Here is a 23,642-nt window from a genome sequence, read left to right on the forward strand (position 1 = left end):
GTGGGCGGTGCGGCCGGGGGGCCACGCCCACCGGTGCCCGGATCCTCGTCGTCCCGGGCGCTCACCACCCGCCTGCACGGTACGCGCCGTACGCCGCCGCGACCGGCCCGGGGTCCGGTGCGCCCGAGGTGTCGGCTCGTACGCGGAAGGGACGGCCGGGCACCCCTGAGGAGGTACCCGGCCGTCCCGTCCACCGAAGCCGAAGCCGAAGCCGAGCCGAAGCCGAGCCGAAGCCGAAGCCGAAGCCGAAGCCGAAGCCGAAGCCGAAGCTGACGCCGGTGCTGATGCCTGTGCCGAAGCCGATGTCCGTGCCGAAGCCTGGACTCGGCTGCTCGGCTGCTCGGCTGCTCGGCCGCTCGGCTACGCGGCCACCAGTCTCAGTGCCCGGCCGATTCCCCCGGGCGCGCGTGGCGCGGGAGGAGGAACGCGAGCAGGAACGTCAGGGCCAGCATGCCGTCGACGATCCAGAGCAGCGTCTGCATGACGGAGCCGAAGCCGCTCTTGAACGCCGACATCGCGGTGGACTGGAGCGCCGCCGGTACCCGGGCGCCCGCCTCGGGCGAGGTCACCGCGGAGCGGGTCTCCTTCTCCAGCCGGGCGCACGACGCCGGGGTCGCCTCCGGATCCTTCGCGGTGGCGCGGTCGGCGGTGCAGGTGCGCAGGCCCGCCACGATGCGGTCCTGGGCGTCGGGCGCGACGTGCGCGGCCGTCAGCTGACTCCGCAGCTGGTCCGAGCGGTGGTCCATGGCCGTGCCGATCCCGCCGCCCAGCAGACCGAAGAACGCGGTTCCGAGGATGGCCACACCGAAGGCACCGCCGAGCTGCTGCACCGCGGTCATCGTGCCGGACGCCGAGCCCGTCTCGTGCTGCTCGACGCTGGCGAGCACGATGTCGAAGAACGGGGCCATGAGCAGGCCCATCCCGATGCCCGTGACGAGCAGTGCCGGCAGGAGCTGCCAGGGGCCGACGCCGGACCCCACCCGGTCGAGGGTCAGCCACACGCCGAAGACACCGACGGCCATGACCAGCGCGCCCGCCTGGAGCACCGTCCGGCCGAAGCGCACGACACCCTGGGCGATACCGAAGCCGACGATCATGCCGCCCGACCAGGGCACCATCACCAGGCCCGCCTTGAGCGGCGAGTAGCCGAGGCCGATCTGGGTGTACAGGTTGAAGACCAGCATGAAGCCCTGCATGGTCGAGAAGAAGACCAGGCCGAGGACCATGCCGCCGCTGAAGCCGCGCTTGCGGAACAGGCTCGGGACGACCAGCGGGTCCAGACCGGCCCTGCTGCGCCGCGACTCGTACACCGCGAAGGCGACGAAGACGACGACGGACGCGCCCATCATCACGAACGTCCAGACGGGCCAGTCGTACTCACGGCCCTGGACGAGCGGGAAGATGATCAGCAGCGCGGCCAGCGAGACCAGGATCATGCCGGGGATGTCGAGGCGCGGCTTGGCGTCGGAGCGGCCCCTGGGCAGGTACCGCAGGGCGCCGAGGATCGCCGCGGCGCCCAGCGGCAGGTTGATCAGGAAGATCATGCGCCAGCCGGTGCCGAAGTAGTCGGCGTCGACCAGCCAGCCCGCCAGGATCGGCCCGCACACCGCGGACAGACCCATGACCGGGCCGAACATGCCGAAGGCCTTCTGCGACTCCTTCGGCGGGAACATCTCCTTGATCATGCCGAGGCCCTGCGGCAGCATCACCGCGCCGAACAGGCCCTGCACGACCCGCGCTCCGATCAGCATCCCGGGCGACACGGACACGGCGCACAGCATCGAACCCAGGGTGAACCCGGCCGCTCCGATGAGGAACATCGTGCGGCGACCGTGGATGTCCCCGAGCCGCCCTCCGGTGACGAGCCCGACGGCCATCGAGAGGGTGTAGGCGGCGGCGAGCCACTGGAGCGTGGAGGCGCCGCCGCCGAGGTCGGCCCGCATGGAGGGACCGGCGATGTTCGTGACGACGGCGTCGAGGAGGTCCATCACCTCGGCCGCGAGGATCACGAACAGCGCAGCCCAGCGCCACCGGTAAGGCGCTGGTGAGTCGATGGGCGTCTCGGCGGACGCGACACCGGTGGTGGACATCGGAAACTCCTAAGAAGGCATGAGCAGGCATGAGGAAGGCGCGAGAACTGCGGGAGAAGCACGGGAGCCGCGCAGGACGAGATGTCGGAGAACGCCGTTCACCCTAACAGAACAGTGCTCACCGAGAGAACGGCGTTCATTAAGATATAGCGCAACCACGCGACCGAGACAAGATATATCGCGTTGCGGCCCGGTGAACGCCGCTCTCCATGAGAGAACACTGCTCTCCGGCGCCTAGGATGGGGTCATGAGCGACGCGGCCGCCGGCACCCCCGAACCACCCCCGCCGTCCCCCTGGGAGCGTGAGCGTCCCGTCCGCGCCCGCGTCGCCCCGGCGCGCGAGCCGCTGTCGCGCGAGCGCATCGTCGAAGCCGCCTTCGTCGTGCTGGACCGGTCCGGTCTCGACAAGTTGTCGATGCGCCAGGTGGCCGCCGAACTGGACGTCGCGGTCTCCGCCCTCTACGCCTATGTGCGCTCCAAGGACGACCTGCTGGAGCTGATGTACACCCGGCTCTTCACGAGCTTCACGCTGCCCGAACCCGATCCGGAACGGTGGCGGGAGCAGGTGCGGGAGTACGCCCGCTCATGGCGGTGGCGGCTGCTGTCCCATCGGGACATGGCCAGGATCTCCATGGCGCACGTCCCCTTCACCGCCGAACTGCTGCCGTACGTCGAGGCGTTGCTCGCCATCTTCCGTACCGCGGGACTGCCCGACCGCATCGCTGCGGAGGCCGGTGACCTCATCTCCACCTACATCGACGGGTTCGTCCTGGAGGAGGGCATGTGGCAGGACCGGGCGGCGCAGCAGTCCGGCGGCGGTTCCCTGGCCCGCCCGGACTGGCGTGAGATGGCCGACGAGATGCAGAACTACTTCGCGTCCCTGTCCGAGGAGGAGTTCCCGCATCTGCGGGCCCTGTCCGGATCGATGGTGACGGAGTCCTCCGACGAGAGGTTCGACATCGGCCTGGAGATCATCCTGCGGGGCCTCGCGAGTTACCTCCCGGACCGGGAGGCCTGAGCCCGAGGGCCGGGACCTGAGCCCGGGGGTCGGGACCTGAGCCCGGGGGTCGGGACCTGAGCCCGAGGGCCGGGACCTGAGCTCGGGGGTCCGGACCCGAGCTCCGGGCGGGCCGCCGTGGACCCGCCCCGCCCCCGTCGCCGCGGTTGCCTCAGTTGTTCCAGCTCTCGTCGTACGGATCGCGCGGAGTCGGGACCGGCTTCGCCGCGCTGACCTGGAGGTACGGGATGACGCCGCCGTTGACCGGGTCCTTGGCGCGCTTGGCGGTGTAGCGGCCGGTGACCTCCAGCCAGGTGTCGGGCCGCAGGACCGGCGGGATCCGCCCGGACAGGCCGATCTTGACCGGCTGGGCGTCCGCGGCACAGCAGTTGAGGGCCATGCGGACGAGGTACGGGGCACCGGCGCCGTCGAGCGCGACGAAGCCGACGACCTTGACCTGCCGGCCGCCGATCGAACGGCCGTGGTCGTACGCCGCCCTGCTCGCGTAGTCGACCAGGCCGAGCGTGACCGGATCACCGGCGGGCAGCTTGGCGTAGCCGAAGGGTGCCTGGAGTGCCGTACCGGCGCGCATGGCGCTGTACGAGCCGAGCGCGGGCGGGGCGACCAGGATCAGCGCGAGCAGCGGGAGGATCAACAGCCAGGAGATCAGCGGCTCCCGGTGCCCGTGCTCATGCCCGTGCCCGTGTCCGTCTCCGTGCGGGTGCCCTTCCCCGTGCCCGATTCCCTGACCCTCGGAGTGCTCGTCCGTGGCCGTGGCGGTGGCCGTGTCTGCGCCCGCGTCCGCGTCGATGTTCGCGTCCGCGTTCGAGTTCGCGAACCCGCGCCCGGTGGCGTGCCCGGTGTCGCGCCCCGTGTCCTGCCCGTCGCCGGACCGGGCGGCGGACGCCTTCCGGTGGTCGCGTATCTCGTACCAGACCGCGGCGAGCGCCGTGACGATGAGGACGACACCCGCCGCGAGCAGCAGGGGACGCAGTCCGGCCTTGACGTAGCGCAGATAGAGGTCCGTGACGCTCGCGTGCAGCACCGCCGCGCCGACGAGGAAGAGCACGGCCGCTTGTGCCTGCCGGTTCACAGGAGCACCGCCCCGATCAGTACGGACATGAGGATCGCGACCGCGAACGTGGTGGGCGCGAAGCGTGCCGCGAAACCGCGGCCGAACGTGCCGACCTGCATGGCGAAGAGCTTCAGGTCGATCATCGGGCCGACGACGAGGAACGCCAGCCGGGCGGTGAGGGAGAACTGGGTCAGCGAGGCGACCACGAACGAGTCGGCCTCGGAGCAGATCGACAGCAGGACGGCGAGGATCGCGAGGGCCAGGACGGACACCACCGGATTCCCGGCCGCCTCGTGCAGCCAGCTCGCCGGGACGAAGGCCTTGAGCGTGGCCGCCGCCATCGCGCCGAGCACGAGGAACCCGCCCGCGTGCATCAGGTCGTGCCGCACCGAGGCCCAGAACGCGGCCCCCTTGGCGAGGCCCTCGTGCTCGGGGCGGGCCGGCGGGCGCAGCCAGTCGGTGCGGCCGAGGCGCTGCCACAGCCAGCCCATCACGCAGGCCACGAGGAGGCTGGCGACGAAACGGGCGAGCACCATCTCCGGGTTGCGGGGGAAGGCCACGGCGGTGGCGGTGAGCACGATCGGGTTGATCGCCGGCGCGGACAGCAGGAACGCGAGGGCGGCGGCCGGGGTGACACCCCGGCGCACCAGCGCCCCGGCGACCGGTACCGAGGCGCACTCGCAGCCGGGCAGGACCGCTCCGGCCATTCCGGCGACCGGCACCGCGAGGACCGGCCGCTTCGGCAGCGCGCGGGCGAAGAACGTCGGCGGGACGAACACCGCGATGACCGCGGACAGCAGGACGCCGAGCACCAGGAACGGCAGGGCCTGGACCACCACCGCGACGAACACGGTCATCCAGCTCTGCATCACCGGCGCGGACAGCGCCCCGCGGATCGGCCCCTGCGACGCGACGACCAGCAGCAGGAGCATGGTCAGGGCGAGCGGTGAGTCGAAGTTCCAGCCGTGCCGGCCCCGGCGGTCGTCCTCGTCGGGCCGCTTGACCGGCGGCGGGGCTTCCTTGGTGATGGTCACGCTCGAGGTACCTCCGGTCGGGGAAAGGGCGTGGCTGCGGATGCCCCTCCGCCTTCCATACGCCGGTTCGGCCACAGCTTCTCACCGGGTGCGGGAGGGATTGCCTGCCCAGGGGCCTTTCTTGACCTTCAGCGGACCTGGGTCGTTACGCGTGAGGGCCGTGTACCGGGCGGCGGTGACGACCGCGCCCCGCACGGCGGCCGTTGTCACAAGTCTTCACATCGCTGTCATGGACCTGTAGCTTCCCGGGCTGCAAGTGCTTTCTGGAATTTACCGGTTCTTCTTGCAAGGCAACTCCCCCTCCCCGCACCCGCATCGGAGCCGCCCCATGAACCGCAGACGTCGACGACCGCCGCTGAGAGCGCTGTTGGCGCTCCTGGCGGTGACCGGACTGTTCGGACTGACCCCGCCCGACACCGGATCCGTCCCGATGGAGAGCACGGCCGCCACCTCCACGACGGCGACCGTCTTCTACTACACGAAGACCAGGAACTGGCCCGCCACCTACCTCCACTACGCCCCCGACGGCGGCTCCTGGACGACCGTGCCGGGTGTCCTGATGGAGGCGGCCTGCACGGACTGGGTCAAGGAGACCGTCGACCTCGGCTCGGCCACCGGGCTCCAGGCCACCTTCAACAACGGAAGCGGCACCTGGGACAACAACGGCGGCAACAACTACGCGCTGGGCACCGGCACCATCACCGTCAAGGACGGGGTGATCGCCCACAGCGACCCGTGCGCCGACACCGGTACGGGCACCGGCAACCAGGCCACCGTGTACTACTCGACCGCCACCTCCGGCTGGACCACGGCCAACATCCACTACGCGCCGACGGGCGGCTCCTGGACGACGGTCCCCGGCGTCGGCATGGAGGCCGCCTGCACGGGATGGTGGAAGAAGACCCTCGACATCGGAACGGCCACCTCGCTCAAGGCGGCCTTCAACAACGGCAACGGCGTCTGGGACAACAACAACAGCGCCGACTACGGCATCCCGTCCGGTACCACGACGGTGAAGGACCGGACCGTCACCGCCGGCGCCAAGGACCCCTGCGCGGCCCAGGCCCCCGACACCCAGGCGCCCACCACCCCCGCCGGAGTGAAGGCGGCCGCCACGAACACCTCGGTGGTGGTGAGCTGGGACCCGGCCACCGACGACACGGCCGTGACGAAGTACCAGCTCACGCGCACGGGCGGCACGAAGGGGACCGTCGTCACCGATGTCGGCTCGACGGTGTACTCCGACACGGGACTTGAGGAGAAGACCGACTACACCTACACGGTGAAGGCCGTCGACGCGGCCGGGAACACCTCGCCCGCCTCCGCCGCGGTCACCGTCACGACCGGGGAGAAGGCCCCCGCCCCGGCCACCGGGACACCGCTCGGCACCGACCCGCGCAAGGACCCCATCTACTTCGTCCTCACCGCCCGCTTCTACGACGGCGACACCTCCAACGACCGCGGCGGCAGCCAGGACGTCAAGTCGGGCAACGCGGCCAACAACGACCCCATGTTCCGCGGCGACTTCAAGGGACTCGTCGACAAACTCGACTACATCAAGGCACTCGGGTTCTCGGCCGTCTGGATCACCCCGGTCGTCCTCAACCGCTCCGACTACGACTACCACGGCTATCACGGCTACGACTTCTACAAGGTCGACCCGCGCCTGGAGTCGGCCGGCGCCTCCTACCAGGACCTGATCAACGCGGCCCACGCCAAGGGCATGAAGATCTACCAGGACGTCGTCTACAACCACAGCTCCCGCTGGGGCGCCAAGGGCCTGTTCACCCCGACCGTCTACGGCGTGCGCGACAGCCAGTGGAGCTGGTACTACGACGAGAAGAACGACGGCTTCGAGTACGACGGGCTGACCGTGGAGCCCAAGTCCGGGAAGTCCTACTACAACGGCGACCTGTGGTCGACCGCGGAACCCTCGGGCAACACCTGCCTCAACTGGGGCAAGCCCACCGGAGGCAAGAGCGCCGAGGGCTACACCCTCTACAACTGCCAGTGGCCCAGCCCCACTTCGGGCATGTTCCCCAAGGCGTACTACCACCAGTGCTGGATCGGCAACTGGGAGGGCGAGGACTCGCGTTCGTGCTGGCTGCACGAGGACCTCGCCGACTTCAACACCGAGAACGCCACCGTCCAGAACTACCTGATCGGCGCGTACGACAAGTACATCGACATGGGCGTCGACGGATTCCGCCTCGACACGGCCGTCCACATCCCGCGCGTCACCTGGAACCGCCGCTTCCTGCCCGCCATCTACGACCGGGTCACCCAGCGCTTCGGCACGGACGCAGCCAAGAACTTCTTCGTCTTCGGCGAGGTCGGCGCCTTCGTCAACGACAAGTGGAACCGCGGCTCGGTGAACCACTCCGCGCAGTTCTACACCTGGAAGGAACGCAAAGACTACAGCGCCGACGACGAGACGGCCGCCATCGAGCAGTACAACTACGAGGAACAGCTCGGCACCGGCAACCAGCCCACCTCCACCAACGCCTTCCTGAGCGGGAACAGCTACCACACCCCGGACCGCAGCCAGTTCTCCGGGATGAACATCATCGACATGCGCATGCACATGAACTTCGGCGACGCGCAGAACGCCTACAACAACGGCAAGGACTCGGACGACTCCGTCAACGACGCCACGTACAACGTCGTCTACGTCGACAGCCACGACTACGGCCCCAACAAGTCGAGCACCCGCTACAGCGGCGGCACCGACGCCTGGGCCGAGAACATGTCCCTGATGTGGACCTTCCGCGGCATCCCCACCCTCTACTACGGATCGGAGATCGAGTTCCAGGCGGGCAAACAGATCGACTGCGGGCCGACCTGTCCGCTGGCGACCACCGGGCGCGCGTACTACGGCGACCATCTCGCCGGCAGTGTCACGGCCTCCGAGTTCGGCAAGGCCGACTCCGCGAGCGGCGAGGTCGCGACGACCCTCGCTCAGCCCCTGGTCAAGCACCTCCAGCGGCTCAACCAGATCCGCCGGGCGATCCCGGCCCTCCAGGCCGGCCAGTACTCCACGGACGGCATCAGCGGATCCATGGCCTTCAAGCGCCGCTACACCAGCGGATCGACCGACAGCTTCGCCCTCGTCACGGTGACGGGCGACGCGACGTTCACCGGTATCCCGAACGGGACCTACACGGACGCCGTGACCGGTGACGTGAAGACCGTCTCCGGCGGCACGCTGTCCGTGGCCGCGCCGGGGAAGGGAAACCTGCGGGTCTACGTGCTGAACGGCCCCGGCAAGATCGGGACCGACGGGCCCTACCTGAAGTGACCGGCGACCGCCGGACCGGTACGCAGGCCGAGGTCACCGCGGTCCCGCCCGGGCGCCCCACGCCCGGGCGGGACCGTCGTAGCGCCCGGAGCGGCCCGCGCGGAGCCGGGATGAATGGCGTGCCGAGCGTTGGGTACGCGGACCGTCGACGCACCCGGGAGCCGGACCGGCCCGGGTGGCCGCCCGACGACCACGACCAGGGGATCTGCCATGGACACGCCCTTGAACAACAACCACCCGACCGGACCCGCGGCGACGCCCGCCCAGGAGGCCCTGGACACCCTCGTCGTGAACACCGAGGACGCCGCCGCCCTGGACACGCTCGCCGGGAGCGATGTGCTCGTCCCCGTCCCGGACGACGCCTCGGACACGGAGATCGCCGATCCCCACGCCGTGGCGCTGCCCGTCCTGGACGACCCGGAGGGCGGCCAGGTGGTCCCGGTGTTCACCTCGGAACAGGAACTCGCCGAACTCCTCCCCTCCGTCTCCCGCTACCGTCTCGTACCGCTGTCCGCGCTCGCCTCCCAGTGGCCCTCGGGCGATCTGGACCTCATCATCGACGCCGCCTCACCGCACGGCCTGACCCTCACCTCCGAGGGCGTACGCACCCTGCTGGTCCGGTAGCGGACCACCGGCCGCGCGCCACGGGCCCGCCCGGGACACCCGGGGTCGGCCCGCCGGCGAAGGATGTCCGGATCCGCTCCTCGGTGCCGTGTGGAGCGGCCCGTCCGGAAGGGAAGATCCCTGGAAAGCCGCCGCCGAGGAGTGGGGTTCCCTTGAGAGTCGTCCTGCTGGGTACCGCCGCCGGTGGCGGCTTCCCTCGCTGGAACTGCGCGTGCCCGCTGTGCTCGGCCGCCCGCGAGGGGAAACTGCCCGCACGCACCCAGGAGGGCGCCGCCGTCAGCGGCAACTCCCGGGACTGGTGGCTGCTCAACGCCTCACCCGACCTCCGTACGCAGCTGAACGCCACCCCCGCGCTGGCGCCCGGGCCCGGCGGCACGCCCGTACGCGGTGTCCTGCTGACGGACGCCGAGGCCCATCACACGACAGGGCTGACCGGGCTGTACGGCGCCCCGGGACCGAAGGTCTACGCCTCGCCGCCCGTCCTCGCCGCGCTCGCCCCGCAGCGCCCGCTGTTCGAGCGCCACGCCCCGTGGACGTGGGCGGACAGCTTCACCGAGGACGGGTTCGTGCTGGCCGGAGGACTGGTCGTCAGCGCCCACCCGCTCGGTTCCCGGGCCCCGGGACACCTCCCGGGCACGGCCGACGACCGCTGGGTGACGGCGTACCGGATCGAGGACCTGGCCAGCGGGGGCGTGCTCGTCTACGCGCCGCGCCTCGGCGCGTGGACGCCCGCGCTTGACGGCCTCCTCGACGGGGCCACCTGCGCCGTGCTCGACGGCACCCTCTACGCGGCGGGCGGTACGGACACCGCGCCGCCGGCACCCCGCCGGCGTGCGGTCGCACCCTGGCACCTGCCGGTCTCCGGCGCGGACGGCAGCCTGGCCGCCCTGGCCCGTCACCCCCGTCCGCGCCGCGTCTACACGCACCTCGACAGCGCGAACCCGCTGCTCGACCCCGCCACGGAGGCCTGGGCCTCGGTGACCGGGGCGGGCGCCGAGATCCCGCCGGACGGAACGGAGTTCGTGCTGTAGCGGAGCCCGGGCGGTGATTACTGAGGGCGGTGGCCGGGGGAGAGAGCCGCGGTACGGCGGATGCGCGCGGGGACGGCCCGGCCGGTCAGCCGTTGAGCATGCGGGCGAGCACGGAGCGCTGGAGGGGGAGCACCTCGGCGTGCAGCTCGCGGCCCTTCGGGGTCAGCGCGACCCACACGCCACGGCGGTCCTCCAGACAGACCGTGCGTTCCACCAGGCCGTCCTTCTCCAGCCGGCCGATGAGCCGGGACAGCGCGCTCTGGCTCAGATGGACCCGGTCGGCGATGTTCTGCACCCGGCAGTGCTCACCGGGCTCGGTGACGGTCTCCGCGACGAGGATGTCGAGGACCTCGAAGTCACTGGCTCCCAGGCCGTGCGGATGCAGCACGCGGTCGATCTCGCACATCGTGCGCGCGTGCACCGAGAGGATGTCCCGCCACCGGTCCTCCAGAGGCGAACCGGGCGTCGTCGTTGCCATGATTTGAACGGTAACAGAGATCCGGCCACTAGTTGAGTGTGCAATTAGTGTGTCTGCATCCAGTGGCCGGTGCCGCTGCGTGTGCCCCGTCAGCCGGTGGGGTCCTGGATGAGCCCGTACAGGTTGCCCTCCGCGTCCTTCACCGACGCCACCTGCCTGCCGTTGCCCACGTCCTGGATCTCCTGGAGCACCTCGGCGCCTTCGCCGAGCAGGGCCGTCAGGGTGGCCTTGATGTCGTCGACGTGCCAGTAGGGGACCGGCCCGGTCAGTCCCTTGGAGTGCCCGTTCGGGTCGAGGCCGACATCCTGGCCCGCGTCCTTGAACCCGACGTAGTAGGGCTCGTCCACATAGGGCTCCACCCCGAGCAGCTGGGTGAACAGCGCCTTCGCCTTCGCGATGTCCTTGACGGGGTAGATGATGGTCTTGACTCCGGCGGTCATCTCGACTCCTGTGCGGTGCGTGGCGGCCGTCTCGGCCTGGCTGTCGTGGCGCCGGCGTTCCGGCGGTGCCTTCACGCTAAGCCGGGGGAGGCCGCTCCGGCTTCTCGAATCCTGACCGGTGCGGCGTAGGTCCCCCGGACGGCCCGGAGCGGCCGCCCGGGCGGCCGGAGCGTGCGGCCCTAGGTGGACTCGCGGCGCACCAGTTCGGTCGGCAGGATCACCGCCGCCGGGTCCTCACCGCCGATCTGGGCCAGCAGGACCCGGACCATCTCGGAGCTGATGCGGTCCCAGGGCTGGCGGATGGTGGTGAGCGCCGGGGTGGCGGCCGTGGCGGCGGGGGAGTCGTCGAAGCCGCCGACCGCGACGTCCTCCGGGACCCGGCGCCCGGCCTTGCGCAGCGCGGCCAGGACGCCCTGGGCCATCAGGTCCGAGGCCACGAACACGGCGTCCATGTCGGGGGCCCGGCCGAGCAGCTGTTCGGCACCCGCCTCCCCGCTGGCGCGGCTGTAGTCACCGGAGGCGATGAGACGGTCGTCGGCCTCGACGCCCGCCTCGGCGAGCACCTCCCGGTACCCCGCCAGGCGTTCGACACCGCCCGGGGTGTCCAGCGGGCCGGTGACCATGCCGATCCGGCGGCGCCCGAGGGAGAGCAGGTGCGTGACCATGTCCCGGGCGCCGTCGCGGTCGTCGGCGGCCACGTAGCTCACCTTGGACCCGAGGCCTATGGGCTTGCCGCAGGCGACGAGCGGCACGCCCGCCTCGCGCAGCTCCTCGGCGACCGGATCGCCCGAGTGGCTGGAGACCAGCAGCACCCCGTCGACATGGCCGGCCGTGATGTACCGCGTGATGCGCCGCCGTTCGTCCTCGGTGCCGGCGAGCATCAGCAGGAGCGGGACGTCGTGCGCGGCCAGGGCCTGGGTGCAGCCGCGCAGCAGGACGTTGAAGTTCGGGTCCTCGAAGAACCGCTCCTGCGGCTCGGTCAGCAGGAAGCCGACCGAGTCGGACCGGCCGGTGATCAGCGAACGGGCGTGCCGGTTCACGACGTAGCCCGTCCTGCGGATCGCCGCGTTGACCGCCTCCTGCGCCGTAGGGCTCACGTAGTGCCCGCCGTTCAGGACGCGTGAGACGGTGCCCCGCGAGACACCCGCCTCCCGCGCGACGTCATGGATCGTCGGCGGCTTGCGCCGGCCCCCCGAGTTGCTCATGGTCATGACTTTACGGCTCCGGACAGCAGGTCGAGGCTCCAGAAGCGCTGGATGACCAGGAACAGCGCGATCAGCGGGACGATCGCGAGCAGGGCGCCGGTGATGACCAGGGTGTACAGGGCCGGGGTGTTGGAGCCCTGTTCGAGGAGCGTGAAGAGACCGAGGGTGATCGGGAACTTCTCGTCGTCGCTGAGCATGATGTACGGGAGCAGGAAGTTGTTCCAGACGGCGACGAACTGGAACAGGAACACCGTCACCAGGCCCGGCACCATCATGGGCAGGGCGACCCGGGTGAAGATCCGCCACTCGCCGGCGCCGTCCATCCGGCCGGCCTCGACGACGTCGGTGGGGACGGCCGCGGCGGCGTAGATCCGGGCGAGGTAGACGCCGTACGGGGACAGGACGAGGGGGAGCAGCACGGAGGCGTACGAGTCCGTGAGGTCCGCCTTGGCGAGGAGCAGGTACTGCGGGATCGCGAGGATCACCGGAGGCATCAGCACGCCCGCCATGAGGACGCTGAAGATGCTCTCGCGGCCCCGGAAACGGTAGACGGCCAGGGCGTAGCCGCTGACCGCCGAGACGGCCGTCGACAGCATGGCGCCCAGGCCCGCGTAGAGCGCGGAGTTGCCCATCCACTTCCAGTAGATCCCGTCGCGGTAGGCGGCGAGGTCCTTGATGTTCCGGGTGAAACCGGTGCCGGGCAGGAAGGTGAAGGTGGAGAACAGTTCGCGGCCCGACTTGGTGGCCGCGATCACCACCCAGGCGACGGGCAGCAGACAGTAGAGCGCGCCGAGCAGCAGGGTGAGGGTCGGGACCAGGGCGATCCGGCCGCGCCGCGGCGGTCCCTGGGCGGTGCCGGGGGTGGTGCCCGCGGCCGGGGCGGCCTTGGGCAGGGCGAGCGAACTCATCGTGCTTCCTCCTGCCGGGTACGGGAGTTGGCGGCCCGCAGGAAGCCGAAGGACAGGACCAGGGTGGCCACGGCGATGATCACTGCCTCGGCGGCGGCCGCGTAGATGTCCCCGGTGTTGAAGGCGTCCCGGTAGACCTTCATGAGCGGACTCCAGGTCGTGGAGACGGAGTTGGTGAGGGGCTTGAGCGTGGTCGGCTCGCTGAAAACCTGGAGCGTGGCGATGATCGAGAAGAAGAAGGTGAGCACCAGCGAGGGCGCCACCATCGGGATCTTGATCCGCAGGGCGGTCTGGAACGGGGTGGCTCCGTCGAGCTTCGCCGCTTCGAGCACCTCGGCCGGGATGGCCTGGAGCGAGGTGTAGATGACGATCATGTTGAAGCCGGTGCCGCCCCAGACCGCGATGTTCGACAGCGCGAGGTACAGCGGGCCGCCGTCCAGCAGGTTCGGCTGCGGCAGGCCGAACTTCTGGAGGACGAAGTAGAAGGGGCTGACGTCCGGGAGGTACAGGAAGCCCCAGAGCAGGGCGGCCACGACGCCCGGGATGGCGTACGGCAGGAAGATCGCGAGCCGGGTGAAGGGGGCCAGGCGCACCTTCTCCGCGTCGAGCATGAGCGCGAAGAGCAGCGCGAGGCCGAGCATCACCGGCACCACGATGGCGCCGTATCCGGCCACCCGCAGCGCGCCGTGGACGAGTTCGCTGTCGGTCAGCGCGTCGGTGTAGTTGCGCAGGCCCGCCCACACCTCGCTGCGGGCGCCTGCGCCCAGGCCGAGGCCCTTGACCTGGACCTTGTGCACGCTCAGCCAGACCGCGTAGGCGATGGGCAGCGCGAAGAAGAGGACGAAGAGGACCGCCGCGGGGAGGAGGAAACCGTACGGGGCCCCCTTGACCCCGTACGGCCTCCGGCGTGCGCTGGTCACTGAGCGACCCCGAAGCCCTGCTTCTTCAGGTCGGCGACGGTGGTGTCCTGCATGGTCGTCAGGGCAGCACCGAAGTCCGACTTGTTCTTGGCGGCGGCGCCGAAAGCGTCGTTGAAGGACGTGTACGCCACGTTCACGTTCGGTCCCCAGGCCGAGGGGGCCGTGGTCCTGGCGATCTCCGAGGCCTTGGTGTAGAAGTCCGGCTGGTTGGAGAAGAAGGCCGGCGGCTGGGCGAACGCGTCGCCGGACTGCGCGCTGGTGGACGCCGGGTAGATGCCGCTCTCCTTCGCCATCGCGGCCACCGCCTGCGGGTCCGTGTTCAGCCAGACGGCGAACTTCGCGGCGGCCGCCTTGTGGGAGGAGTCGGTGGTGACGGCGGTCGAGGAGCCGCCCCAGCTGCCGGTGACGTTCTCGCCCGCGGACCACTGCGGCAGCGGGGCCATCGCCCACTTGCCCTTGGTCTGCGGGGCCGCCGTGGTCAGCGTGCCGGGCGCCCACACCGCGCTGACCCAGGCGATCTCCTTGCCGGTGTTCAGCGCCTTGTTCCAGGCCGGCTGGTACATCGGCTCGTTGTTGATCGCGCCCTCCTTCACCAGGCCGCCCCAGAAGTCCGCGACCTTCCGGGTGGCCGCGTCGTCGATGGCCACCGTCCACTTGTCGCCGGAGGCGGTCCACCACTTGGCGCCCGCCTGCTGCGCCAGACCGGCGAACTGCCCGGAGTCGTTGGCGGAGAAGGTGGTCAGGGCCTTGTCGGGCGCCTTCTTCTTCAGCGCGCGGGCGGTCTCGGCGAACTGCTCCCAGGTGGTGGGGACCGTGAGGCCGTACTTCTTGAACAGGTCCGTGCGGTAGTAGAACATCATCGGGCCGATGTCCTGGGGGACCGCGTAGACCGCGTCCGTCCCGAGCGTCGTCTGCTGCCACACGCCCTCGGCGAACTTCGACTTGGCGTCCTTCGACTCGGCGGCTATGTCGGCGAGCGCGTCGTTGCTGACCAGCGTCGGCAGCGCCTGGTACTCGGCCTGGACCAGGTCGGGTGCCTTCTTCGCCTTGTGCGCGGTGAGGATCTTGGTGACGAGCGAGTCGCCCGAGGCCTGCTTCTTCACCTCGACGGTGATCCGCTGCTTCTTGCCCGGCCCCTTGTTCCAGAGGTCGACGACCTTGTCCATGCCCGGCGCCCAGGTCCAGAACGTCAGTGTCGCGGGACCGGAGTCGGACGCGCTCCTGCCGTCGTCGGACGAGCCGCAGGCGACGAGCGAGGTGGCGCCGAGGACGACGGCGATGGTGCTGGCCACGAGGCGGTGGTGCTTCGTGTTGGGCATGGAACGTTCTCCCCTGACCTGGGCCCCCGCCTGCTGCGGAGGCCTGCCCTGTACTGGTGTGGTGCGTGTTCGGGGGCGCCGGACGATGCCGGGACGGCGGTCGTGCGGCGGGACTCCAGGTGCTTGGAAGGCCCGCCCCGCGACACCTGAGCACCCCCTCGGCTCACGTGCGGTGCGTCTGTGAGCGTTCACAGTAGAGAAACATCCCGGACACTTGTCAATGGTTGTTGCTGTGCGGTTATGTTGGGCTCACGCCACTGGCGCTGTGTGTGCACGTTCCCAAATGATCGATTACATGGGAGAGATCCATGCCGGAGACCAACCCCAAGGGCCTCACCGGGCTCGCCTTCGGTGGGGACTACAACCCCGAGCAGTGGCCGGAGAGCGTCTGGCCCGAGGACGTCCGGCTGATGCGCGAGGCGGGCGTCACGATGGTGAGCGTCGGGATCTTCTCCTGGGCCCTGCTCGAACCGGCCCGGGGCACCTACGAGTTCGGCCGGCTCGACCGCGTCCTCGACCTGCTGCACGACAACGGCATACGCGCGGACCTCGGCACCCCGACCGTCGCGCCGCCCGCCTGGTTCTACCGCGAACACCCCGAGGCGCTGCCCGTGACCGCCGACGGCACCCGGTACGCCTTCGGTTCACGCGGCGCCATCTGCCACAGCAACACCCACTACCGCGCCGCCGCGGCCTCCATCACCACCCGGCTCGCCACCCGCTACGCCGGCCATCCCGCGCTCGCGCTGTGGCACGTCCACAACGAGTACGGCGTCCCCGTCTCCGCCTGCTACTGCGACTCCTGCGCGGCCCACTTCCGCCGCTGGCTGGCCCGTGCGTACGGGACGGTCGACGAGCTCAACGAGGCCTGGGGGACGGCGTTCTGGGGCCAGCACTACACCGCCTTCGACCAGATCGACCCGCCCCGTACGACCCCGACCGTCGGCAACCCGGCGCAGGCGCTGGACTACAAGAGGTTCGCCGACGCCACCATGCGCGAGAACTTCACGGCCGAACGGGACATCCTCCACCGCCTCTCACCCGGCGTCCCGGTCACCACCAACTTCATGACGGCCCTCAGCCAGTGCGACTCCGTCGACTACTGGGCCTGGGGCCGCGAGGTCGACCTCGTCACCAACGACCACTATCTGATGACCGACGGACGCCGCACCCAGGTGAACCTCGCGATGGCCGCCGACCTCACCCGCTCGGTCGCGGGCGGCGCGCCCTGGCTGCTCCTCGAACACTCCACCTCGGGCGTCAACTGGCAGCCCCGCAACCCCGCCAAGGCTCCCGGTCAGATGGCCCGCAACTCCCTCTCCCACGTGGCCCGCGGCTCCGAGGGCGCCATGTTCTTTCAGTGGCGGCAGTCCCGCAGCGGCGCGGAGAAGTTCCACTCCTCGATGCTGCCGCACGCCGGCACCGACTCCCGTGTGTGGCGAGAGGTCGTCGAACTCGGCGCGGCCGTCGACTCGTTGGCCCCCGTCAGGGGAACGCGGACCGTCGCCGACGTGGCCGTGCTCTGGGACTGGCACTCGTGGTGGGCGCAGGGTCTCCAGTGGCGCCCCAGCGAGGACCACGACGCACGGGAACGCGCCGACGCCTTCTACGAGGCCCTCTACGACCGCCACCTCACCGTCGACTTCGCCCACCCGGAAGCCGACCTGTCGGCCTATCCCCTTGTCGTCGTACCCGCCCTGTATCTGATGACCGAGGCCGCGGGGAGCAACCTCACGGCGTACGTGGAGCGCGGCGGCACGCTCCTGGTCTCCTACTTCTCCGGCATCGTCGACGAGCACGACACCGTCCACGAAGGCCCCCATCCCGGCGCCCTGCGGGACGTACTCGGCCTGACCGTCGAGGAGTTCTCCCCCCTGCTCCAGGGCGAGCGCGTCCGGATCACCGGCCCGGACGGCTCCGAACTCACTACGGACGTCTGGTCCGAGTTCGTGGTGCCGCGCGGTGCCGAGACCGTCTGGACGTACGCCGACGGGCTCGCCGCGGGTCACCCGGCGGTCACCCGGCACCGCAGCGGCGCGGGCACGGCCTGGTACGTGTCCACGCGGCTCACGGCCGAGGGGCTGGACGCGCTGATCGGCGCGGCGGCCGACGACGCGCGGATCGCGCCGCGCGCCGACGTGCCCCGCGACGTCGAAGTGGTGCGCCGCATCGGAGAGTCGGGCACCTACGTGTTCGCCGTCAACCACACCGCGTCCGACGCCAAGGTGCCGCTGGAGGCGCACGGCACCGAGCTGCTCACGGGCGAACGCGCGGCCGGCCGGCTCGCGGTCCCGGCCGGGGCGGTACGGGTGGTACGCCTCGACGCGTGACCGGCCGTGGGCCGTTCGGGTGAACCCCGATGCGGCCCGGCCGGAGCCCCGGACGAGGTGAGCGCTGCCTCGGCACCAACCTGCCCGTGCCGCAAGGAAGTTGAGGGGGCCGGTCGAACCACCCTTCGGGTAAAGGGTTTGACCGGCTCCTCGGCCGCCGTACCCGCGTCGTCCGGCGTACTTCCCGGAGATCCCCCACCGGCGGGGCCGCGCCGTTCGCTCCGACAGCCGCCAGGGTCACGGCACCCGGCGGTCCTCCGCCCCCCTCCGCCCGTGCGAGCCATGAAGCCGCGGGCGGAGGGGCCCGCCCGCATCCGGGGCCACCCCGGACCCCAGGGGATTCACCCCGGATCCCCTGGACGCACCTCTCCCCACCACGTCGAAGGGACGACGGACGATGATGTTCCATCCCAGACGCACACTCAGGGCCCTGTTGCTGCCGCTCGCGGCCGGGCTCGCCCTCGCCGCGCTGCCCGCGCAGACCGCGCAGGCGGCGAGCACCCTGACCAACGCCGGGTTCGAGGCCGACGGGACCGGCGCCGCCGTGCCCAGCGGCTGGTCGGAGTCCGGCACCACGGCCGCCTCGTACGTCGAGGCCGGCGGCCACGGCGGGAGCTACCGCCTCAGCCACTACTCCGCCTCGGCCTACAAGGTGGAGACCTACCAGACCCTCACCGGCCTGACCAACGGGAACTACAAGCTCACCGCGTGGGTGCGCTCGGGCGGCGGGCAGAACTCCGCCTACCTCGCGCTGAAGAACTGCGGCGGCACCGAGCAGCGCACCGACCTCCCGGTGTCCACCAGCGGCTGGATCCACCTGGTCGTGCCTGTCGCGGTCACGAACGGCCAGTGCACGGTCAGCGTCTCCTCCGACGCCAACGCCGGGAACTGGATCAACGTCGACGACCTGACCTTCACCTCCGGCACCACAGGACTGTCCGTCAAGGGCTCCGACATCTCCTCCCTCGCCAAGAGCGAGGCATACGGGGGCGTCTACAGGACAGGCTCGGGCACCGCCGGCGACGCGCTCGCCATCCTCAGGTCCGCCGGCATGAACTACGCGCGCCTCAAGGTCTGGGTCGACCCGGCCGACGGCTACAACAACAAGGCCCGGGTCCTCGCGATGGCCAAGCGCATCAAGGCGCAGGGCATGAAACTCCTGGTCGACTTCCACTACTCCGACACCTGGGCCGACCCCGGCACCCAGACCAAGCCGGCCGCCTGGGCCGGACACACGTACAGCCAGCTCAAGACGGACGTCTACAACCACACGTACGACGTCCTCAACGCCCTCAAGGCACAGGGCACCACGGCCGACATGGTGCAGATCGGCAACGAGATCAACGGCGGCATGCTCTGGTCCGAGGGTTCCACGGACAACTTCGCCCAGCTCGCCGGACTGCTCAACTCGGGCTACGACGCGGCCAAGGCGGTCAGCTCCTCCACCGTCGTGGCCCTGCACCTCGCCAAGGGCGGCGATCTCACCGGCACCCGCTGGTGGTTCGACACCGCCCTCGCCAACGGCGTGAAGTTCGACGTCATCGGCCTGTCCTACTACGGCTACTGGCACGGCTCCCTCTACGACTTCCAGACCACCCTCGACGACGCGGCCTCCCGCTACGGCAAGCCGGTCTTCGTCGCCGAGACGGCCTACCCCTTCCGGCTGGACAGCGACGACGCGCTCGTCAACCAGATCGACACGACCGCCGAACTGGTCTCCGGCTACCCGGCCACCACCACCGGCCAGTCCAACTGGCTGCGGGACGTCATGAACATCGTGGAGGCCGTGCCGAACGGCCGCGGTCTCGGCGTCTTCTACTGGGAGGCCACCTGGACCGCGGTCACCGGAAACGGCTGGGACCCCACCGACCCGTCCTCGGGCAACGGCTGGGAGAACCAGGCCCTGTTCGGCTTCGACGACAAGGCGCTTCCGGCCATGGCCCAGTTCGCCCACCGCTGATCCCCAAGGGGCCCGGCCGCCGGTGCGGCCGGGCCCCGCACCCCTTCGCGGCCGACAGGCTCCGGCCAGGGTCGGGGGAAGGCCGTGCGGGGCGGCGCCCGCTGCGGGACAGTGGCGGGAGACCGTCACGACGGAGGGGGACGAGATGCTGAAGGGGTCCTTCAGCGGGCGACGACTGGACATCCTGGAGTGGTTGCGCGAGCCCGCGGCGCACTTCCCGCCGCAGCGCCGTGCCGACCTCGCCGAGGACGGCGTCAGCCCCGAGGCCCTCGCCGTCAAACTCGGCGTCAGCCGGAGCGTGGCACGCGCCCATCTCGAACTCCTCACCGGAATCGGCCTGCTGCGCGCCAAGAAGGTGGGGCGGCGGACCTACTACCGCCGCGACGAGTACCGTATCGCCGAAGTGGGTCACTACTTCGAGAAGGGCTGGTAGGCGCGTGGGAGACGGGTCCCGTACGGCCGGTGCCGCACCGCTTTCGCCCCGGCACACCGTGCCGCTCGGCGGCCGCGGTCCCGAGGACGTCATAGCCGATTCCCGGGGCGGGGTGCTGACCGGTCTGGAGGACGGCCGCATCGTACGCGTCGACGGGCTCGGCGACCCCGAACGCACCGGCGTCCGGGTCGTGGCCGAGACCGGCGGCAGGCCACTGGGTCTCGAACTGCTCCCGGACAACGCCCTGTTGGTGTGCGACGCCGAACGCGGGCTGCTGCGGGTCGGCCTTGAGGACGGAGTGGTCCGCGTTCTCGCCGACACGGTGGCCGGGGTTCCGCTGCGCTTCGCCAGCAACGTGGTCGCGCTCTCGGACGGCACGGTGTACTTCACCGTCTCCAGCCGCAGTTACCCCCTGAAGCAGTGGATCGGCGACCTCGTCGAGCACACCGGCTCCGGCTGTCTGGTGCGCCTCGCGCCGGGGGAGAAGGAGCCCGAAGTCCTCCTGGAGGGGCTCCAGTTCGCCAACGGCCTCGCCGCCTCCGCGGACGAGTCGTTCCTGGTCCTCGCCGAGACAGGCGCCTTCAGGCTCGTCCGCTACTGGCTCACCGGCCCCCGGGCGGGCCGGTCCGAGACCTTCGCCGACGACCTCCCCGGCCAGCCCGACAACCTCTGGCGCGCCCCGGACGGTCCGATCTGGGTGGCGCTCGCGGGCCCCCGGGTCGGCGCCCTGGAACTCCTGCACCGGAGGGGTCCGGCCGTCCGCCGCGCCGCCGCCCGGGTCGCCGTACGGGCCCCGTTCCGGCCGCCGGGCACCACCGGTGTCCTCGCGGTCGGCGACGACGGCACGGTCGTCCACCACCTGGAGAGCCGCCGCGCACGGTTCCGGATGGTGACCAGCGCCTGTGAGTCCGAAGGCCGCCTGATCCTCGGAAGCATCTGGGAGCGGGGCCTCGCGGTCTGCGATCTTCCCGGCTCCACCGGCTGAGCGGCCCGGGCGTTCGCGGCAGGCACCGGGTGTGCGCGGCCCGGGCCCCCGGCGTTACCCTGTTCACCAGCCGTGATCTTGCAGCGCGGCGCGGCGGTGGGGCCCGCCGTACCCGAACCGCGGCACGGATGCCGCCAACGGTCCCTGCTTGCGATGCCGTGTGCCCGCACCGGCCCGGCGAGTAGGAGCACCGGAGATCATGACAGTCCCGCACCCCGAGCGCGTCGGCGAGTCCGGCACTCCCGCGCGCGCGCCCGCGCGAACCCCGTCGCCCTGGCACGGTCAGGGCCCGGTCCTCGCCGCCGTCGCGCTCGGCGGGGTGATCGGCGCCACGGCCCGCTACGGGGCGGGGCTGCTGTGGCCCACACCGGACGGCGCGTTCCCCTGGACCACGTTCACGGTCAATGTCGTGGGCTGCGCCACGATCGGCGTGCTCATGGCGGTGATCACCGAGCTGCCGGCCGTGCACCGCCTCGTGCGCCCCTTCCTGGGCACCGGAGTGCTCGGCGGCTTCACGACCTTCTCGACGTACGCCGTCGACATCCGGAATCTGATCGGCGGCGGCCACGCGGGCACCGCGTTCGCCTATCTCGCCGCGACCCTGTCCGCGGCGCTCGCCGCGGTGTGGCTCGGGACGACGGCGGCCCGCCGGGCCCTGGCACGGAGGCAGCGATGACAAGGCTGAACGGCAACGCCCTGAGACTGACCGTCCTCATCGGCGAGAACGACACCTGGCACCACAGGCCGCTCTACGCGGAGATCGTGCACCGGGCCCACGCGGCGGGCCTCGCGGGCGCCAGTGTCTTCAAGGGCGTCGAGGGGTTCGGCGCCTCCTCCCTCATCCACACGTCGAGACTTCTCTCACTGAGCGAGGACCTGCCGGTGGCCGTGATCGTCGTGGACACCGAGGAGCGGGTCCGCGCCTTCCTGCCGCAGCTCGACGAACTCGTCACCGGGGGCCTGGTGCTGCTCGACCCGTGCGAGGTGGTCCGCTACGCGGCCCGCGGCGACGGCCCCGGCGCGAGCGGCGCCGACCCGTCCGGGGACGGCGGTGCGGGGCGGTGAACTGGCTGCTGGTGATCATCGGCGCGGCGCTCGGAGCGCCCCTGCGCTATCTGACCGACCGGGCGGTACAGCTGAAGCACGATACGGTCTTCCCCTGGGGCACCCTCGTCGTGAACGTGACAGGGTGCCTGATCCTCGGTCTGCTGACCGGCGCCGCCTCGGCGGGACAGGTGTCCGGGCACCTGCAACTGCTGATCGGCACCGGTCTGTGCGGGGCGCTCAGCACGTACTCGACGTTCTCGTACGAGACCCTGCGGCTGACCGAGACCGGCGCGGCGTTCTACGCTGCGGCCAACGTGATCGTGAGCGTGATGTCGGGCCTGGGCGCGGCGTTCGCCGGGGTCGCGTTTGCACAAGCTTTGTGGACCTAGGTGCCGGACCATCACGCGGATAGGTAACACTGTCTCCTGCACTGTCTACAGCACTGTCGACCAACTCCTCAGAACTGGATCCCATGAGCGTCATCAACGTCGGGCAGGCCGTCGTCCTCGGAGTCGTCGAGGGGGTGACCGAATTCCTTCCCGTCTCCTCGACCGGTCACCTCAAGATCACCGAGGGGCTGATGAACATCCCCGTCGACGACAACGCCGTCGTCGGTTTCTCGGCGGTCATCCAGGTCGGCGCGATCGCCGCCGTGCTCGTGTACTTCTTCAAGGACATCGTGCGGATCGTCTCCGCCTGGGGACGCGGGCTTCGCGACAAGAACGAGCGGCAGCACCACGACTACAAGTTCGCCTGGTGGGTCATCTACGCGACGATCCCGATCGTGGCCGTGGGTCTCGCCGCCAAGCCGCTCATCGAGGGTCCGCTGGCGTCCCTGTGGGTGGTCGCCGGTTCGCTGATCGCGGGCAGTGCCGTGATGTGGGCGGCCGACCAGATGGGCCGCCACAAGCGCGGTGAGGACGACGTCTCCTTCAAGGACGCGATGCTGGTCGGCAGCTCCCAGATCCTCGCCCTGCTCTTCCCCGGCTTCTCCCGCTCCGGCGCCACCATGTCGACCGGTCTCATCCTCGACCTGGACCGCGTCGCCGCCACCCGCCTCTCCTTCTTCCTCGGCATCCCGGCCCTGACCGGCGCCGGCCTGTACGAGCTGAAGGACGCCCTGGGCACCGGCGTGGGCGCCGCTCCGCTGATCGTCGGCACCGTCGTGTCGTTCGTGGTCGCCTACGCCTCCATCGCCTGGCTGCTGAAGTTCGTCGCCAAGCACTCCTTCAACGCCTTCGTGATCTACCGCATCATCGTCGGCGTCCTGCTCTTCGGTCTCCTGGGCACCGGAGTCATCGACAGCTGACACGCCCCGGAGCACCGGCACGAACCGGCTCCGGCACTTGAACGATCCGCCGACGGAGGGCGGGGGGGCGGTACCCGGCCCCGCGCCCACCGGGGTGTGGGGGGGGCGGACGGGGGGGGCAATTGGGGATATTGCCCCGCTCGCGGGGGGGCCCGCCCC

Annotated in this window: 21 protein-coding genes; 12 read left to right on the top strand and 9 right to left on the bottom strand. The window is 70.7% G+C overall.

From position 1 onward, the window contains the following. Nucleotides 1–377 precede the first annotated feature (377 nt). Nucleotides 378–2,090, bottom strand: a complete 1,713-nt coding sequence (locus ACFWI4_RS36340) for an MFS transporter (RefSeq protein WP_387205315.1) — start codon at nucleotides 2,088–2,090, stop codon at nucleotides 378–380. Between the two features lie 247 nt (nucleotides 2,091–2,337). On the opposite strand from ACFWI4_RS36340, the gene ACFWI4_RS36345 reads away from it, so the two are divergent. Next, nucleotides 2,338–3,108: a TetR/AcrR family transcriptional regulator gene (locus tag ACFWI4_RS36345; RefSeq protein WP_387205317.1), complete on the top strand. Its 771-nt coding sequence runs from the start codon at nucleotides 2,338–2,340 to the stop codon at nucleotides 3,106–3,108. Nucleotides 3,109–3,259: 151 nt separating this feature from the next. Here the strand turns inward: ACFWI4_RS36345 and ACFWI4_RS36350 are convergent, their stop codons facing one another. Together ACFWI4_RS36350 and ACFWI4_RS36355 are read right to left on the bottom strand one after the other, a co-directional pair. Continuing rightward, complete coding sequence (locus ACFWI4_RS36350) at nucleotides 3,260–4,180, bottom strand: TIGR03943 family putative permease subunit (RefSeq protein ID WP_387205319.1); 921 nt, start codon at nucleotides 4,178–4,180, stop codon at nucleotides 3,260–3,262. After that, a complete protein-coding gene (locus ACFWI4_RS36355) occupies nucleotides 4,177–5,196 on the bottom strand; it encodes a permease (protein WP_387205321.1) in 1,020 nt (339 codons plus the stop codon). The genes ACFWI4_RS36350 and ACFWI4_RS36355 overlap by 4 nt, the downstream gene beginning before the upstream one ends. A gap of 328 nt (nucleotides 5,197–5,524) precedes the next feature. Here ACFWI4_RS36355 and ACFWI4_RS36360 point away from each other — a divergent pair, with 328 nt between their 5' ends. From ACFWI4_RS36360 to pqqB, 3 genes are all read left to right on the top strand, one after another. Then, on the top strand, nucleotides 5,525–8,494 hold the full coding sequence (locus tag ACFWI4_RS36360) for a carbohydrate binding domain-containing protein (RefSeq protein ID WP_387205323.1): 2,970 nt from the start codon (nucleotides 5,525–5,527) through the stop codon (nucleotides 8,492–8,494). A 210-nt stretch (nucleotides 8,495–8,704) separates the two neighbouring features. Beyond that, on the top strand, nucleotides 8,705–9,118 hold the full coding sequence (locus ACFWI4_RS36365) for an SseB family protein (RefSeq protein ID WP_385396307.1): 414 nt from the start codon (nucleotides 8,705–8,707) through the stop codon (nucleotides 9,116–9,118). Between the two features lie 152 nt (nucleotides 9,119–9,270). Next, a complete protein-coding gene (gene pqqB, locus ACFWI4_RS36370) occupies nucleotides 9,271–10,149 on the top strand; it encodes a pyrroloquinoline quinone biosynthesis protein PqqB (protein ID WP_387205325.1) in 879 nt (292 codons plus the stop codon). Between the two features lie 85 nt (nucleotides 10,150–10,234). Here pqqB and ACFWI4_RS36375 read toward each other — a convergent pair whose 3' ends face one another. The 6 genes from ACFWI4_RS36375 to ACFWI4_RS36400 all read right to left on the bottom strand — a co-directional run bounded on the left by ACFWI4_RS36375 (nucleotide 10,235) and on the right by ACFWI4_RS36400 (nucleotide 15,419). Further along, nucleotides 10,235–10,627, bottom strand: a complete 393-nt coding sequence (locus ACFWI4_RS36375; RefSeq protein WP_387205327.1) for a MarR family winged helix-turn-helix transcriptional regulator — start codon at nucleotides 10,625–10,627, stop codon at nucleotides 10,235–10,237. A gap of 89 nt (nucleotides 10,628–10,716) precedes the next feature. Next, complete coding sequence (locus ACFWI4_RS36380) at nucleotides 10,717–11,067, bottom strand: VOC family protein (RefSeq protein ID WP_387205329.1); 351 nt, start codon at nucleotides 11,065–11,067, stop codon at nucleotides 10,717–10,719. A gap of 179 nt (nucleotides 11,068–11,246) precedes the next feature. Further along, complete coding sequence (locus ACFWI4_RS36385) at nucleotides 11,247–12,278, bottom strand: LacI family DNA-binding transcriptional regulator (protein ID WP_387205331.1); 1,032 nt, start codon at nucleotides 12,276–12,278, stop codon at nucleotides 11,247–11,249. Next, complete coding sequence (locus tag ACFWI4_RS36390; protein WP_387205333.1) at nucleotides 12,275–13,180, bottom strand: carbohydrate ABC transporter permease; 906 nt, start codon at nucleotides 13,178–13,180, stop codon at nucleotides 12,275–12,277. Before ACFWI4_RS36390 ends, ACFWI4_RS36385 begins: the two co-directional genes overlap by 4 nt. Next, nucleotides 13,177–14,100 carry a carbohydrate ABC transporter permease gene (locus tag ACFWI4_RS36395; protein WP_387205335.1) on the bottom strand — a complete coding sequence of 308 codons (924 nt, stop codon included), beginning with the start codon at nucleotides 14,098–14,100 and terminating at the stop codon, nucleotides 13,177–13,179. The genes ACFWI4_RS36390 and ACFWI4_RS36395 overlap by 4 nt, the downstream gene beginning before the upstream one ends. Next, nucleotides 14,097–15,419, bottom strand: a complete 1,323-nt coding sequence (locus ACFWI4_RS36400; RefSeq protein ID WP_387205337.1) for an ABC transporter substrate-binding protein — start codon at nucleotides 15,417–15,419, stop codon at nucleotides 14,097–14,099. The genes ACFWI4_RS36395 and ACFWI4_RS36400 overlap by 4 nt, the downstream gene beginning before the upstream one ends. 308 nt (nucleotides 15,420–15,727) lie before the next feature. Here ACFWI4_RS36400 and ACFWI4_RS36405 point away from each other — a divergent pair, with 308 nt between their 5' ends. The 8 genes from ACFWI4_RS36405 (at nucleotide 15,728) to ACFWI4_RS36440 (ending at nucleotide 23,483) form a co-directional block, all read left to right on the top strand. Further along, complete coding sequence (locus ACFWI4_RS36405; RefSeq protein WP_387205339.1) at nucleotides 15,728–17,749, top strand: beta-galactosidase; 2,022 nt, start codon at nucleotides 15,728–15,730, stop codon at nucleotides 17,747–17,749. Between the two features lie 400 nt (nucleotides 17,750–18,149). Beyond that, nucleotides 18,150–19,709: an arabinogalactan endo-beta-1,4-galactanase gene (locus ACFWI4_RS36410; protein WP_387205351.1), complete on the top strand. Its 1,560-nt coding sequence runs from the start codon at nucleotides 18,150–18,152 to the stop codon at nucleotides 19,707–19,709. 145 nt (nucleotides 19,710–19,854) lie between these two features. Continuing rightward, a complete protein-coding gene (locus ACFWI4_RS36415) occupies nucleotides 19,855–20,142 on the top strand; it encodes an ArsR/SmtB family transcription factor (RefSeq protein WP_385396325.1) in 288 nt (95 codons plus the stop codon). Between the two features lie 4 nt (nucleotides 20,143–20,146). Beyond that, nucleotides 20,147–21,127, top strand: a complete 981-nt coding sequence (locus ACFWI4_RS36420) for an SMP-30/gluconolactonase/LRE family protein (RefSeq protein ID WP_387205341.1) — start codon at nucleotides 20,147–20,149, stop codon at nucleotides 21,125–21,127. 199 nt (nucleotides 21,128–21,326) lie between these two features. Then, nucleotides 21,327–21,803: a fluoride efflux transporter CrcB gene (crcB, locus tag ACFWI4_RS36425; protein WP_387205343.1), complete on the top strand. Its 477-nt coding sequence runs from the start codon at nucleotides 21,327–21,329 to the stop codon at nucleotides 21,801–21,803. After that, on the top strand, nucleotides 21,800–22,192 hold the full coding sequence (locus ACFWI4_RS36430; RefSeq protein ID WP_387205345.1) for a DUF190 domain-containing protein: 393 nt from the start codon (nucleotides 21,800–21,802) through the stop codon (nucleotides 22,190–22,192). Before crcB (ACFWI4_RS36425) ends, ACFWI4_RS36430 begins: the two co-directional genes overlap by 4 nt. Then, complete coding sequence (crcB, locus tag ACFWI4_RS36435; protein ID WP_387205348.1) at nucleotides 22,189–22,563, top strand: fluoride efflux transporter CrcB; 375 nt, start codon at nucleotides 22,189–22,191, stop codon at nucleotides 22,561–22,563. The genes ACFWI4_RS36430 and crcB (ACFWI4_RS36435) overlap by 4 nt, the downstream gene beginning before the upstream one ends. An 83-nt stretch (nucleotides 22,564–22,646) precedes the next feature. Next, nucleotides 22,647–23,483, top strand: a complete 837-nt coding sequence (locus ACFWI4_RS36440) for an undecaprenyl-diphosphate phosphatase (protein WP_387205350.1) — start codon at nucleotides 22,647–22,649, stop codon at nucleotides 23,481–23,483. The last annotated feature ends 159 nt before the right edge of the window (nucleotides 23,484–23,642 follow it).

This window comes from Streptomyces sp. NPDC127038 (genome assembly GCF_042725875.1).
Taxonomy (GTDB): Bacteria; Actinomycetota; Actinomycetes; order Streptomycetales; family Streptomycetaceae; genus Streptomyces.

Excerpts from the sequence above, each read along its gene's own strand:
- ACFWI4_RS36345 (WP_387205317.1), top strand. The coding sequence starts at position 2,338 with ATGAGCGACGCGGCCGCCGGCACCCCCGAACCACCCCCGCCGTCCCCC.
- ACFWI4_RS36340 (WP_387205315.1), bottom strand. The coding sequence starts at position 2,090 with ATGTCCACCACCGGTGTCGCGTCCGCCGAGACGCCCATCGACTCACCA.
- ACFWI4_RS36385 (WP_387205331.1), bottom strand. The coding sequence starts at position 12,278 with ATGACCATGAGCAACTCGGGGGGCCGGCGCAAGCCGCCGACGATCCAT.
- ACFWI4_RS36365 (WP_385396307.1), top strand. The coding sequence starts at position 8,705 with ATGGACACGCCCTTGAACAACAACCACCCGACCGGACCCGCGGCGACG.
- ACFWI4_RS36410 (WP_387205351.1), top strand. The coding sequence starts at position 18,150 with ATGTTCCATCCCAGACGCACACTCAGGGCCCTGTTGCTGCCGCTCGCG.
- ACFWI4_RS36440 (WP_387205350.1), top strand. The coding sequence starts at position 22,647 with ATGAGCGTCATCAACGTCGGGCAGGCCGTCGTCCTCGGAGTCGTCGAG.
- ACFWI4_RS36405 (WP_387205339.1), top strand. The coding sequence starts at position 15,728 with ATGCCGGAGACCAACCCCAAGGGCCTCACCGGGCTCGCCTTCGGTGGG.
- ACFWI4_RS36415 (WP_385396325.1), top strand. The coding sequence starts at position 19,855 with ATGCTGAAGGGGTCCTTCAGCGGGCGACGACTGGACATCCTGGAGTGG.
- crcB (WP_387205343.1), top strand. The coding sequence starts at position 21,327 with ATGACAGTCCCGCACCCCGAGCGCGTCGGCGAGTCCGGCACTCCCGCG.
- ACFWI4_RS36400 (WP_387205337.1), bottom strand. The coding sequence starts at position 15,419 with ATGCCCAACACGAAGCACCACCGCCTCGTGGCCAGCACCATCGCCGTC.
- ACFWI4_RS36390 (WP_387205333.1), bottom strand. The coding sequence starts at position 13,180 with ATGAGTTCGCTCGCCCTGCCCAAGGCCGCCCCGGCCGCGGGCACCACC.
- ACFWI4_RS36430 (WP_387205345.1), top strand. The coding sequence starts at position 21,800 with ATGACAAGGCTGAACGGCAACGCCCTGAGACTGACCGTCCTCATCGGC.
- ACFWI4_RS36375 (WP_387205327.1), bottom strand. The coding sequence starts at position 10,627 with ATGGCAACGACGACGCCCGGTTCGCCTCTGGAGGACCGGTGGCGGGAC.
- ACFWI4_RS36380 (WP_387205329.1), bottom strand. The coding sequence starts at position 11,067 with ATGACCGCCGGAGTCAAGACCATCATCTACCCCGTCAAGGACATCGCG.
- ACFWI4_RS36360 (WP_387205323.1), top strand. The coding sequence starts at position 5,525 with ATGAACCGCAGACGTCGACGACCGCCGCTGAGAGCGCTGTTGGCGCTC.